The 12,345-nt window shown below is 63.5% G+C and carries 12 protein-coding genes and 1 riboswitch; of the genes, 5 read left to right on the forward strand and 7 right to left on the reverse strand.

Going from position 1 to position 12,345, the window contains the following annotated elements:
- Window positions 1-28 precede the first annotated feature (28 nt).
- The gene (locus P9A16_RS04450) at window positions 29-1,108 is read right to left on the reverse strand and encodes an ABC transporter ATP-binding protein (protein ID WP_023514158.1); all 1,080 of its coding nucleotides are present in this window, start codon (window positions 1,106-1,108) and stop codon (window positions 29-31) included.
- 195 nt (window positions 1,109-1,303) lie between these two features.
- On the opposite strand from P9A16_RS04450, the gene P9A16_RS04455 reads away from it, so the two are divergent.
- A complete protein-coding gene (locus tag P9A16_RS04455) occupies window positions 1,304-2,116 on the forward strand; it encodes a helix-turn-helix transcriptional regulator (protein WP_023514159.1) in 813 nt (270 codons plus the stop codon).
- A gap of 334 nt (window positions 2,117-2,450) precedes the next feature.
- Here the strand turns inward: P9A16_RS04455 and P9A16_RS04460 are convergent, their stop codons facing one another.
- The 6 genes from P9A16_RS04460 to P9A16_RS04485 form a co-directional block, all read right to left on the reverse strand.
- Window positions 2,451-2,927: a 6,7-dimethyl-8-ribityllumazine synthase gene (locus tag P9A16_RS04460; protein WP_023516609.1), complete on the reverse strand. Its 477-nt coding sequence runs from the start codon at window positions 2,925-2,927 to the stop codon at window positions 2,451-2,453.
- 91 nt (window positions 2,928-3,018) lie between these two features.
- Window positions 3,019-3,168, reverse strand: a riboswitch (FMN riboswitch).
- Between the two features lie 124 nt (window positions 3,169-3,292).
- Window positions 3,293-4,354 carry an ABC transporter ATP-binding protein gene (locus tag P9A16_RS04465; RefSeq protein ID WP_023516610.1) on the reverse strand — a complete coding sequence of 354 codons (1,062 nt, stop codon included), beginning with the start codon at window positions 4,352-4,354 and terminating at the stop codon, window positions 3,293-3,295.
- A gap of 9 nt (window positions 4,355-4,363) precedes the next feature.
- The gene (locus P9A16_RS04470; RefSeq protein WP_023516611.1) at window positions 4,364-5,146 is read right to left on the reverse strand and encodes an ABC transporter permease; all 783 of its coding nucleotides are present in this window, start codon (window positions 5,144-5,146) and stop codon (window positions 4,364-4,366) included.
- On the reverse strand, window positions 5,143-6,033 hold the full coding sequence (locus P9A16_RS04475; protein WP_023516612.1) for an ABC transporter permease: 891 nt from the start codon (window positions 6,031-6,033) through the stop codon (window positions 5,143-5,145). Before P9A16_RS04475 ends, P9A16_RS04470 begins: the two co-directional genes overlap by 4 nt.
- Before the next feature lie 83 nt (window positions 6,034-6,116).
- Complete coding sequence (locus tag P9A16_RS04480; protein ID WP_037409453.1) at window positions 6,117-7,223, reverse strand: ABC transporter substrate-binding protein; 1,107 nt, start codon at window positions 7,221-7,223, stop codon at window positions 6,117-6,119.
- Window positions 7,224-7,323: 100 nt separating this feature from the next.
- Window positions 7,324-8,202, reverse strand: coding sequence for a MurR/RpiR family transcriptional regulator (locus tag P9A16_RS04485; protein WP_024271536.1), 879 nt, complete (start codon window positions 8,200-8,202; stop codon window positions 7,324-7,326).
- A 191-nt stretch (window positions 8,203-8,393) separates the two neighbouring features.
- Here P9A16_RS04485 and P9A16_RS04490 point away from each other — a divergent pair, with 191 nt between their 5' ends.
- From P9A16_RS04490 to P9A16_RS04505, 4 genes are all read left to right on the forward strand, one after another.
- Window positions 8,394-9,155, forward strand: coding sequence for an N-formylglutamate amidohydrolase (locus P9A16_RS04490; RefSeq protein WP_024271537.1), 762 nt, complete (start codon window positions 8,394-8,396; stop codon window positions 9,153-9,155).
- A gap of 132 nt (window positions 9,156-9,287) precedes the next feature.
- A complete protein-coding gene (locus P9A16_RS04495; RefSeq protein WP_024271538.1) occupies window positions 9,288-9,797 on the forward strand; it encodes a TRAP transporter small permease subunit in 510 nt (169 codons plus the stop codon).
- Window positions 9,794-11,116, forward strand: a complete 1,323-nt coding sequence (locus P9A16_RS04500) for a TRAP transporter large permease (protein ID WP_023516593.1) — start codon at window positions 9,794-9,796, stop codon at window positions 11,114-11,116. Before P9A16_RS04495 ends, P9A16_RS04500 begins: the two co-directional genes overlap by 4 nt.
- Before the next feature lie 129 nt (window positions 11,117-11,245).
- Window positions 11,246-12,301 carry a TRAP transporter substrate-binding protein gene (locus tag P9A16_RS04505; protein ID WP_023516594.1) on the forward strand — a complete coding sequence of 352 codons (1,056 nt, stop codon included), beginning with the start codon at window positions 11,246-11,248 and terminating at the stop codon, window positions 12,299-12,301.
- Window positions 12,302-12,345: the final 44 nt, after the last annotated feature.

Consider the following 12,345-nt stretch of genomic DNA (forward strand, 5'->3'; position numbering starts at 1 on the left):
TACTGTTCCCCTGTTGGGCCTGTTTCCCTCAGGCCGGAAAGATATGCGTCTGGCCGGGGTCGAAGCTTATGGCGACCCGTTCGCCCGGCGCGACGAGGTCGTTTTGTGATTGGCTGTGGCGTTCGGCGGTGACGAGCAGGTCGCCGAGCCCGTCGACGGCGACGGAGTACTCGGCTGCCGAACCAAGGAAGATGCGGTGCGTGACCGTGCCTTCCAGCGTGGTCGTGCCGGCCGCTCCGCGCGACAGGCGGATCGCCTCCGGGCGGAGCGCGACCGTAACCGCACCCGGCACGAGGTCGTCGCGTGCGGCGGGCAGCGCCGAGCCGTTGCCGAGACGCACGGTCCCGCCGGCCTCCAGCGTGCCGGAAAAGCGGTTCGTCTTGCCGACGAAGTCGGCGACGAAAAGATCGGCAGGCCGGTCGTAGACCTCCTGGGGCGTCGCGAGCTGACGGATGCGGCCGGCGCTCATCACACAGACGAGGTCGCTCATCGACAGCGCTTCCTCCTGGTCGTGCGTGACGAGCACGAAGGTGATGCCGAGATCGCGCTGCAACGTCTGCAACTCGATCTGCATGGCGGTGCGCAGCTTCTTGTCGAGTGCGGCGAGCGGCTCGTCGAGAAGGAGGACGGAGGGCTTGTTGACGAGCGCGCGGGCGAGCGCCACGCGCTGCTGCTGGCCGCCGGACATTTCATGGATGCGGCGCCTGGCAAAGCCGGTAAGGCGTACCATCTCCAGCGCCTCGCCGACACGGCGGGCGATCTCTGCCGCCGGTAGCCTCGGGCGCAGCTGTTTCAGCCCGTAGGCGACGTTCTTCTCCACGTCGAAATGCGGGAAGAGGGCATATTGCTGGAAAACCATGTTGACCGGGCGGCGATAGGCCGGAACGCCGTTGGCAATGCTGCCGGCGATCAGCACCTCGCCCTCGCTCGGCTGTTCGAAGCCGCCGATCATCCTGAGGCACGTGGTCTTGCCGCAGCCGGACGGGCCGAGAAGCGCGACGAAGGCGCCCTTCGGCACGGAGAGATTGATGTCGGAGACCGCGGTCACTGCGCCATAGCGCTTGGTCACCGAACGGAACTCGATGTCGTTCGTTGGGGCGGATGTCACGTCTGTTCCCTGCGGTTGTTGGTCTCTTGGCGATCTCTGTCGCCTTGGCCACCGTCGGGAGGAATGCTAGTCAGCGGCCGATGGGTGGTATATACCCCGAGAGAGGTATTTTATCCGTAAATCGGCTGTGGAAGGAGTATATCCAGCGACAGCCCATTTCGGTTGCCGCGGGAGGATCGGGGGAGCGGCGGCGTCATGCGGGTGGATTTCACGGCACTTTTTCACACGCTTGCGGACTGGACCGGTGCGCCGGAAAACGCCGACCGGCAGACCAGCGACCGGCAGACCGGCGAGACCCTGCTTGCGATGATGCGGGCCCTGGTGCGTTTCGACGACATCGTCATCTTCGCCTATCACGAGAAGGCGCGGCCGATCGATCTCTTCAGCACCTTCGATGCGGATGACCACCACGTCTTCGTAACGCTCTACCAGGCCGGACCCTACCTGCTCGATCCGTTCTACCGCACGACGCGGGCCGGTCGCGCCGGCATCTTCCGCATGCGGGAGCTGGCGCCGGACCGGTTCTTCTCGAGCGAGTATTTCCGCACCTATTATTCGCAGACGCGGCTTGCCGAAGAGCTCGGCTTCTTCGTTCCGGTGGAAAGCGGCGTGACCGTTGTGGTCTCGCTGATGCGGCGGGAGAAGACCGGTGTCTTTCCGGCGCAGGAATTTGCGCTGCTCAGCGATACCGAACCCTTCGTCGCCGCCCTCGTGCGGCGCGCCTGGAGCGGCCTTGGCGAGCGCTTTGCGGAAACGGGGCAGGGACGGGGCCGCCGGAGCGAACCCGTGAGCGCGGCCGACCGGGTGTGGCGCAAGCTGAACCTGACGGATCGCGAGGCCTCGATCATCGAACTCGTCCTGCAGGGGCACTCGTCGGAATCGATCGGCCTGAAGCTCGATATCTCCACCGGCACGGTGAAAGTCCATCGCCGCAACGTCTACCGCAAACTCGGCATCTCCTCGCAGATCCAGCTGCTGTCGATCTATCTGAAGAACCTTCAGGGGTAGACGGGGCGGCAGGCATGTCGACTGGAAAGAGCAGAGGCGGTTCTCCTCCCTCCGTCGTCCTCGGGCTTGACCTGGGGATCCATGCCGCGGGTGGGGCGTGGATTGCAGTTCGAACCCGACCATGACGAAGAGGTTAGGGAGAAGGGCGCAGGCGTGCGAAGGAAAACATAGCGACTGGCGTGACCGTGGCGCTTTCAGGGGGGCGACGGGCATGCAGGGCGTGATGGGGGTAGCCCACGCAAAAGGCCCGGCATGGCTGCCGGGCCCCGTCTAGTCTTTTCAACGGTTTGCGGGCCCGTCCTGACAGATCGATTCCGCGCCTTCAAACTTTGATTCAGGCGACCGTCGCCAGCGCCACCTGCGCCCGGGCATCGATGATCTGCCGGGCCGCGTTGGCGGCTTCCTTGCCCTTGATGACGAAATGGTCGCGGAAGAAGGCGATGTGGGCGTCCGATTCCTGGAAATTGTGCGGCGTCAGCACGGCCGAGAGCACCGGCACGTTGGTGTCGAGCCCGACGCGCACGATCGCGTCCACCACGGTGCCGGCGACGAAATCGTGGCGGTAGATGCCGCCATCGACGACGAGGGCGACGCCGAGAATGGCGGAGTAACGGCCCGTGCGGGCGAGAAGCTGGGCATGCAGCGGGATTTCGAGGGCGCCGGGCACGTCGATGATATCGACCTCTTCGGCGCGGCCGCCGAGCGCGGTCCATTCGGCGACGAAGGAATCGACCGCCTGATCGACGATGCCGGCGTGCCAGCGGGCACGGATGACGGCGATGCGGGCGGAGGGGGTGGCATTCACATTCATGTCTAGGCCTTTCAAGGGTTGAGCCATTTTGCAACGGTCCCCTTGGGCGAACACGCAGGACGCGGCCCACCAGTGACGGCGGGTTTCTCCTGCTTGCTCTCTTCCATCCGGACTGTGACCGTCGGCTCCGGCATCGCACCGGATCTGCTGACCCTTCCGTTTTGCGGAAGGCGCTTGCGGGCTCCGGGTTTTGACGCCCGATACCGCCGGTGGGGAGTTTCGCCCCGCCCTGAGAACGGGTGAAGACTAACCGGCGAGCGCCCGCAGATCAAATCCGCGGGCGACGCAAAAGGCGCAAATCACGACAGATTTTTCCAAAGCGTGGCCGAAGCTTGGAAAAGTGCTTCACGGCCGCGCCGGACTGCTCAGTCGCGGATGACCAGGAGATCGCCGGCCGTGAAGCGCAGCGTGACCGTGTCGCCGACGGTCGGCGGCACAAGGCCCGGGCTGTTGAACATGTCGAAGGAGATGACGCTGCCGCCGACCTTCATGCGGGTGCGGATGACCGAGCCGAGGAAGTTCGAGGAGACGACCTCGCCCGTCAGCGCCGTGTCGCCCTTCGCATCGGGCGCGATGGAGCCGGCTTCCGGGCGCAGTGCCAGCGAGACGGTGTCGCCGGCCTTCGCATTGCCGAGCGGCTCGCGCAGCGTCACGCCCTGATCGCCGATCGAGACGCGGTTGGCGGTGGGGTCGACGACTTTCGCCTCGATGAGGTTCAGCGTGCCGACAAAACTGGCGACGAAGCGGGTTGCCGGCCGGTTGTAGATATCGGCCGGTTTGCCGATCTGGTCCGCCTTGCCGGCATTCATCACGACGATGCGGTCGGAGATCGACAGGGCTTCTTCCTGGTCATGGGTGACGAAGACCGTGGTGATGCCGAGCTGCTGCTGGATCTGCCGGATTTCCTCGCGCAGCGACACGCGGATTTTGGCGTCGAGGGCGGAGAGCGGTTCGTCGAGCAGGAGAACCTGGGGCTTGGGCGCCAGCGCGCGGGCGAGCGCCACACGCTGCTGCTGGCCGCCGGACATCTGGTAGGGGTAGCGGTCGGCGAGATGGTCGAGCTTGATCAGCCCGAGCATTTCCTTGACGCGGGCGTCGATCTCCGCCTTGGGCCGGCCGGCGACCTTGAGGCCGAAGGCGACGTTTTCCGCGACGTTCATGTTCGGGAAGAGGGCGTAGGCCTGGAACACCATGCCGATGTTGCGCTGGTTGGGACGCAGGTTCACCTGGCTCTTGCCATCGATGGTGATCGCCCCGCCCGACGGCGTCTCGAAGCCGGCGATCATGCGCAGCACGGTGGTCTTGCCGCAGCCCGACGGGCCGAGGAACGAGACGAACTCGCCCTTTTCGATCGACATGTTGAAATCCTTGACGACCTGAACGGGGCCGAAGGACTTCTGGAGGCTGGTAAGAGTGAGAAAGCTCATGGAAAATCCTTAAGTCGCGCTCTGCGCGCCCTTCTGGAAACGGGAAACAAGCTGGATCAGGCCGAGGCAGCCCCAGGTCAGCGCGAAGGACATCACCGCAAGCGCCGCCGGCTCGTAGGCGCGATTGGCGCCGAGAAGCTGCATGTACGGGCCGAAAGCCGGGCGGTTGAGCAGGGCGGCCATGGTGAACTCGCCGATGACGATGGCGAAGGTCAGGAACGCGCCCGACAGCACGGCGACCAGAACGTTCGGCAGGATGATCTTGGCGAGGATCGTCGTCCAGCCGGCGCCGAGGCTCTGCGCGGCCTCCGTCAGCGTGGCGATGTCGATGGAGCGAAGGCCCGTATCGACGGAGCGATACATGTAGGGCAGCGCCAGCGTCGCATAGCCGAACATCAGGAGGATGTTCGTGCCGGTGATTGAACCCGTCAGCGGCAGCCAGCTCGAGGTGTTGTAGAGCCTGATATAGCCGAAGACGATGACGATGGCCGGGATGACCAGCGGCAAGAGCGTGATGAACTCGATATAGGGACGAAGGCCCGGCAGCTTCAGGCGCACCCAGTAGGCGGTCGGTACCACCAGCAGCACGCCGAAGACGATGGTCGCGAGCGCCATTAGGATCGAATAGGTGAAGGTCTCCTGGAAGCGCGGATCGCCGAGCACGACGGCATAGGCATCCAGCGAATAGACGCCGCGGCGCATCTTCAGCGAGAAGTTGGTCATGCCGAGGAGCGGCAGGATGAAATAGAGCAGCCCGAAGATGAGGGCGCCCCAGGCCCAGAACTTCTTCATTTCAGCCACCTTTCACTGCGGGCGCGCAGCCAGATGTAGATTGTGTTGGCGATGCCCGTCACGACGATCATGCCGAAGGCGAGGGCGTAACCGAGATGCGGGTTGCCGAGCACGTCGCCGCGGATCTGCGCGAAGAGCAGGATCGGCACGATGGAGAGCGAGGAGCCCGTGAGCGCGATGGCGGTGGCCACGGCCCCGAAGGCGTTGGCGAAGAGCAGCGCCAGCGTGCCGAGGAAGGAGGGCAGCAGGATCGGGAAGGCGACCATGCGCCAGTACTGCGCGTTCGTCGCGCCGAGGATCTGCGCCGCTTCCCGCCATTCACGCTTCAGACCGTCGAGCGCAGGCGTGATGATGAGGATCATCAGCGGGATCTGGAAGAAGAGATAGGTGACCGTGAGACCCCAGAAGGACAGGATGTTGAAGCCGAGGGCACGCAGGTCGATGCCGAGCTGGGTCTTCAGGAACACCGTCAGGAGACCGACGGGGCCGAGCGTCGCAAGGAAGGCGAAGGCGAGCGGCACGCCGGCGAAGTTGGAGGCGACGCCGGAAAAGGTCAGCAGCGGGCCGCGGATCCATTTCGGCAGGCCGCCGAGCACCGCGGCGGCCGCGACGGAAAAGCCGATCAGGCAGCCGAGCAGGGCGGAGGCGATGGAGATCTTGATCGAGATCCAGTAGGCCGAGAGGATGGATGTGGTGAACAGGCCCCGGATGTTGTCCAGGGTGAAGCTGCCGTCCGGCGTCTGAAAGGCGCCGATGACGATGCGCATCGTCGGCATGATCAGGAACAACAGGACGAAGATCGCGAACGGCACGGCGCCGAGCCAGTGCAGCGGGAGGCGGAAGGGCGCCCGCGCGGGCGGCGGTGCGGCTGAGCTGTCTGATGACATTAAGGTGGCCTCAAGGGGTTGCCGTCATTGGCATACCGCAATCGTCGCCCCGGCCTTGCAGCCGGGGCGACGGGGGATGTCGTTTACTGCACGTTCGCGCCGACGACGCTGTCCCAGGCGCCGGTCACGGCAGCCTTGTTGGCATCGACTTCCTCGAGCGTCGGGAAGTAGGCCTTTTCATAGGATTCTGCCGGCGGCAGGGCGTCGATCAGGTCCTGCGGAACCTTGCCGGCCTTGACCATGGCGTTGAAGCGTGCCGGATGGCAATAGCCCTTCAGCCAGCCGAGCTGACCTTCGTCGGAGTACAGGTGCTCCATCCACAGCTTGGCGGCGTTCGGGTGCGGCGCATAGGCCGAGATGCCCTGAACGTAGACGCCGGCGAGAACGCCCGTCGCGGGAACGACGACTTCGGTCGGCGGGTTGCCGTTGAGGGTCTTTGCCCAGCCGAGCGCGTTGTAGTCCCAGGCAATCACGATCGGGGTGGAACCCTGTGCCAGCGTGCCGGACTTGCCGATAACAGGGACGAAGTTGCCGGCTTTATTCATTTCGGCGAAGTAGGCAAGGCCTGCCTCACCGGCTTCCTTGCCGGACTTTGCACCCTTGCCGAGACCGGCGGCGAGAACGCCGAGAATGGCCTGGTTGGACGCACGCGGGTCGCCGGCGAGCGCGACCTGACCGGCATATTCCGGCTTCAGGAGGTCGGCCCAGTCCTTCGGCGTGTTGGCGACGAGGTCCTTGTTCACGAGAAGGGACATCACGCCGTAGTAGTCGCCGTACCAGTAGCCTTCGGCGTCCTTGATGGTGTCCGGGATTTCGTCCCAGGTGGAGACCTTGTAGGGCTGCAGCAGGCCTTCGGCCTTGGCGGACGGACCGAAGGCGAGACCGACGTCGATCACGTCGGGCGACTGCGGGCCCTTGTTGTCCTTGTTGGCCTTGATGGCTTCGATTTCGTCAGCCGAACCGGCATCCGGGTTCAGTTCGTTGACCTGGATTTCCGGATACTTTGCCTTGAAGGAGGCGATGACGTCACCATAACCGCACCAGTCGTGCGGCAGCGCGATCGTCGTCAGCATGCCTTCCTTCTTCGCCGCTTCGATGAGCTCGGCGCTCGGCTCGGCGAAGGCGAGCGAGGGAATGGCAATTGCCAGCGCGGTGGAGAGCGAAAGCAGACGTTTCGTATGTGACATCACGGGTGTTCTCCTTTTGTGAGTCAGTCAACTTCGGCGAAGCTGATACTGGCGGCAGATGAAGCTTATGTGACAGTTTTATTTCGTTTTTTTCTGATGTCTATCAGGTCTTGCCGGGAACCTCCGACCGGGGTTTGCGAAAAAGCCGGCTAGCCTCGAAGAGGCCCTCCAGCGTTTTCATTCGGCCGCTGGTTTCCTCCCAGCCCGAACTCTGGACGGCTTCGATCAGCGCCTCCACGATGAACAGCGTCACGACGGACGAGTCCCAGGCGGAAGGCACCTCGATATGCACGCGAAAGACCTTCGCCGCGACCTTGGCGACGGGCGAAGCCCACTGGTCGGTGAAGAGAACGATTTCCACGCCGCGCTCGCGGGCGGCGCGGCCGAGCGTCTCCATCTCCTGCTCGTAGCGGCGGATATCGAAGATGACGAGCACGTCGCCGGCCTTCATGTTCAGCACATAATGCGGCCAGGAACTGGGATTGGCGGCGATCTGCGTGACGTTCGGGCGGATGACCTGGAGATGGGTGAAGAGGTAGTCGGCGAGCGCCTTCGTGATGCGCCCGCCGATGATGTAGATGCTGCGCTGGCGATCGGCGAGAAGGGCGGCGGCACTGTCGAATTCGGCGGTTTCCACCTGCGAGAGCGTCTGGCGCAGGTTGGTCATGATCGCGTCGGCGAAGCGGTTGAGGATGTGCGTGCCCGGTGCCTTGGTCGCCCAGCGGTCGTGTTTGCTGATCGGGTTCGACAGGGTGGCTTCCAGCTCGTGGTGGAGGCGTGCCTGGAAATCCGGGAAGCCGCGAAAACCGAGCTTCTGCACCATGCGGGCGACGGTCGGCGTCGACACGCCGGCGTTTTCCGCCACCGTGGTGATGCTGCCGAGGCCGGAGACGGGATAGTTGTCGAGCAGCGACGTGGCCAGCTGCTTTTCGGCGCGGGTCAACGCATCGAAATGGGCACTGATCACATCCGACACCGTCATGGATGCTTGGTTGAGCGTCAAATTGTTCCCCTGCGCTTCGGTCTTTGCCGAAGTTTCGGAAATAAAGCGCGCTGTCACAATTCGAGTCAAATGTTTTTTTGAAGAGATTTTTTCAATACCCCGTTGACAGCGGCCAGACTGTGAAGAATTCTCTTCATTAACGATAAGAGCCGGTCGAGGGGATCAGGCTAATGGGAATTCTGACTGGAGAAGAGGGCGACCCCGTCGCCCTGGAGAATAGTATTGCCCGCGGCCCGGTCATCCTGGTCTGCGAGCATGCTTCCCGCCTGCTTCCGAAGGCGCTCGGCACGCTCGGCCTGCCCGAGGAGGCGCTTGAAAGCCATATCGCCTGGGATCCCGGTGCGCTTGCTGTGTCGCGCCTCATTGCCGAACGTCTCGATGCGGCCCTGGTTTTCCAGCGGTTCTCCCGCCTCGTCTACGATTGCAACCGCCCGCCGGAATCGCCGGCCGCCATGCCCGAAAAGAGCGAGGTTTTCGCCGTTCCCGGCAATGCCGGCCTCGATCAGGCGGCGCGCGATGCCCGAACGCAAGCGCTCTACCTGCCATTCCGGGAAAAGCTCGCCGGTCTGGTGAAGAGCCGGATCGGGGAGGGCAGGGCGCCCGTCATCGTGACCATGCACAGTTTCACGCCGGTCTATTTCGGCAAGCCGCGCGCGGTCGAGATCGGCATCCTGCACGACGCTGACACGCGCCTTGCCGATGCCATGCTCAACACGGCCGGCAGCGCTGGCCCCTACGACATCCGCCGCAACGAGCCCTATGGGCCGGAAGACGGCGTGACGCATACGCTCAAGGAGCACGGCCTTTCCAACGGCCTTGCCAACGTGATGATCGAGGTCCGCAACGACCTCATAAAAGACGAAGCCGGCCAACGGGTCGTGGCCGACTATCTGGCGGGACTGCTCGAAAAGAGCCTTCCCGTGATCCAATAAAAAGACCCGGGGAACGACATCCGTGGAGACGGAGAAGAACACGAACAGGAGAGGCCAAGCGGATGCTTGTGTTGCTACAAAAGGGGTATGGCCCGGTTGAGAAAACCGCCTCCGTCGGCGGAGGCAGGGGCCATGCCTGATTTCATCAAGCGCTATGTTCGCTTCGTCGACACGTTCAACCGGCGTGTCGGCCTTTTTGCGATGTATCTGATTTTCGCGATGTTCGCGATCCTGTTGTATTCCTCTGTCTCGAAGGCATTCCACCTGCCCGCGAGCTGGACGCTGGAATCGGCGCAATTCACCATGGCCGCCTACTATATGCTCGGCGGCGCCTTCGCCATGCAGACCGGCGACCATGTGCGCATGGACCTTTTCTACAGCAATTGGTCCGTCCGCAAGCGTGCGGTCTTCGATACGGTCACGGCGGTCGCCCTGATCATCTTCCTCGGCTTCATGCTCTACGGTGGCATCACCAGCACGACCTATGCCATCCAGTTCAAGGAAAAGAGTTTTTCGGCCTGGGCACCCTATATGGCGCCGATCAAGATCATCATGACCTTCGGCATCGTGATGATGCTCGCACAGGCCAGTTCTTCGCTCTTCAAGGATATCGCTGAATTGCGGGGAAGGCCGATCGCATGAGCTATGAATTCATCGCAATCACGATGTTCGCCGGCATGATGGTGCTGCTGCTCACCGGGCAGCGGGTCTTCGCCGTCATCGGCTTCGTCGGCGTCGTCGCAGCCTTCCTGCTGTGGGGCACGGGCGGCTCGGAAATGGGCTTCGCCTCGGCCATGAAGCTCGTCAAATGGTATCCGATGCTGACGGTGCCGATGTTCGTCTTCATGGGCTACATGCTCTCGGAATCGGGTATCGCCGAAGACCTCTACAAGGCGTTCCACGTCTGGATGGGATCGATCAACGGCGGCCTGGCGCTCGGTACGATCGGCCTCATGGTCATTATTTCCGCCATGAACGGCCTTTCGGTCGCCGGCATGGCGATCGGCGCGACGATCGCGCTGCCGGAGCTGCTGCGTCGCGGCTACGACAAGGTGATGACGACGGGTGTGGTGCAGGGCGGCTCGACGCTCGGCATCCTGATCCCGCCGAGCATCGTGCTCGTGCTTTACGGCATGATCGCCCGCGTTCCGGTCGGTCAGCTCTGGCTCGCCGGCGTGTTGCCGGGTCTCCTGATGGCGTTGCTGATGGCGATCTACGTCTATGTGCGATGCCGCATCAACCCGTCGCTCGGCCCGGCCTTACCGGCGGAAGAGCGCGACGTGCCGATGGCCGAGAAACTGAAGCTCCTGACCGCGGGCATCCTGCCGCTCGGCATCTTCACGCTGATGATGTGGCTGTTCCTGAGCGGCATCGCCAGCCTCGTGGAAGCCTCGGCGGTCGGCGCGATCTCCTCGGCGCTCGTTGCCTGGCAGCGCGGCCGCCTCAGCGTCAAGTTGTGGAACGACGTTCTGCAGAAGACGCTCGGCATCACCTGCATGTTCATGTGGATCCTTATCGCCTCGCTCTGCTTCGGCGCCGTTTTCGACGGTCTCGGCGCGGTCAAGTCGATCGAGCGCTTCTTCCTGGGTGACCTCGGCCTCGAGCCCTGGCAGGTGCTGGTGCTGATGCAGCTGTCCTTCCTCGTCATGGGCATGTTCCTCGACGACACGGCGATGCTTGTCATCGTGGCGCCGCTCTACATCCCGCTGGTGCAGAAGCTCGGCTTCGACCTCGTCTGGTACGGCGTGCTCTACACGATCACCTGCCAGATCGCCTACATCACCCCGCCTTTCGGCTACAACCTGTTCATGATGCGCGCCATGGCGCCGCCCGGCATCGGCATGACCGACATCTACAAGTCGATTTGGCCCTTCGTCGGCATCATGATCGCGAGCCTGATCATCATCGGCTGCTTCCCGGAAATCGCGACGTGGCTGCCGAACAACTACTACGCCAAGTGAGGACTTTGCCGGCGGCAAGGCCGCCGGCACCAACGCGCAATGAGGCCGATAGAAGAAAAGACGATTGATCGTCCGGGATGAACGGCCGTTCCCGGCAAAAGCGAGACGTTTAACCAGAGGGATAGAGATATGACCAACAGACGGCAATTTCTGACACGGGCTGGGGCAGTCACGATCGGTGCGGCCGGCGCAGCGACGCTTTCGGCACCCGCTATCGTGCGGGCGCAGACCGCCATCAAGTGGCGCTTCCAGACCTATGCCGGCGCCGCGCTCGGCGAGCACGTCACCAAGCCGATCATCGACGCCATCAACGCCACCGCCAAGGGTGAGCTGGAGATCGAGCTTTACTTTGCCGACCAGATCGTGCCGACGGGCGAACTGTTCCGTGCGCTCCAGGCCGGCACGATCGACGCCGTGCATTCGGACGACGATTCCATGGCGTCCCCGGCTGATGTCGCCACCTTCGGCGGCTATTTCCCGCTTGCCACCAAGCAGATCCTCGACGTGCCCGTGCTCTTCAAGCAGTACGGCCTCGCCGACATCTGGCGCTCGTCCTACGAGAAGGTTGGCGGCGTCGTCTGGCTCTCCTCCTCGGGGCAGGATCCGTGCCACTTCAACACCAAGAAGGCGATCAACACGCTGGCCGATCTTCAGGGCCTGCGCCTCTACACCTTCCCGACGGCCGGCCGTTTCCTCAGCCAGTTCGGCGTCGTGCCGGTGACGATTCCCTACGAAGACGCGCAGGTCGCCGTGCAGACCGGTGAGCTCGACGGCATGGCCTGGTCGGGTATCACCGAGGACTACACGGTCGGCTGGGCCGACGTGACGGATCACTTCCTGACCAACAACATCTCCGGTGCCTGGATCGGCTCGTTCTTCGTCAACGAGAAGAAGTGGGCGGAACTGCCCGATCACCTGAAAAAGCTGGTCATGACGGCGATCGAGGCCGGCAACAACTACCGCGACCAGTGGTACTGGGGCGGTGAGGCGAAGCTGCGCGCCGAGGGCACGAAGCTCAAGCTCACCAGCATTCCCACAGCCGAGTGGAAGGCCGTGGAAGATGCGGCAAAGGTGTTCTGGAAGGAGATCGCCGGCCAGAGCGAAACGGCTGCCAAGGTCGTCAAGATCTTCGAGGACTACAACGCCGTCATCAACAAGGCCGGACCGCCCTACGTCAACGGCTGATTGACCAAACCCTTCGGACCGGGCCGGCAAGGCCCGGTCCGGCA

It is taken from the genome of Shinella sp. 838 (assembly GCF_029623935.1).
In the GTDB taxonomy this organism is placed as follows: Bacteria; Pseudomonadota; Alphaproteobacteria; order Rhizobiales; family Rhizobiaceae; genus Shinella.

Coding starts and splice junctions, on each gene's coding strand:
- P9A16_RS04470 (WP_023516611.1), bottom strand. CDS start 5,146: ATGAAGAAGTTCTGGGCCTGGGGCGCCCTCATCTTCGGGCTGCTCTAT.
- P9A16_RS04465 (WP_023516610.1), bottom strand. CDS start 4,354: ATGAGCTTTCTCACTCTTACCAGCCTCCAGAAGTCCTTCGGCCCCGTT.
- P9A16_RS04455 (WP_023514159.1), top strand. CDS start 1,304: ATGCGGGTGGATTTCACGGCACTTTTTCACACGCTTGCGGACTGGACC.
- P9A16_RS04500 (WP_023516593.1), top strand. CDS start 9,794: ATGAGCTATGAATTCATCGCAATCACGATGTTCGCCGGCATGATGGTG.
- P9A16_RS04505 (WP_023516594.1), top strand. CDS start 11,246: ATGACCAACAGACGGCAATTTCTGACACGGGCTGGGGCAGTCACGATC.
- P9A16_RS04495 (WP_024271538.1), top strand. CDS start 9,288: ATGCCTGATTTCATCAAGCGCTATGTTCGCTTCGTCGACACGTTCAAC.
- P9A16_RS04490 (WP_024271537.1), top strand. CDS start 8,394: ATGGGAATTCTGACTGGAGAAGAGGGCGACCCCGTCGCCCTGGAGAAT.
- P9A16_RS04485 (WP_024271536.1), bottom strand. CDS start 8,202: ATGACGGTGTCGGATGTGATCAGTGCCCATTTCGATGCGTTGACCCGC.
- P9A16_RS04475 (WP_023516612.1), bottom strand. CDS start 6,033: ATGTCATCAGACAGCTCAGCCGCACCGCCGCCCGCGCGGGCGCCCTTC.
- P9A16_RS04460 (WP_023516609.1), bottom strand. CDS start 2,927: ATGAATGTGAATGCCACCCCCTCCGCCCGCATCGCCGTCATCCGTGCC.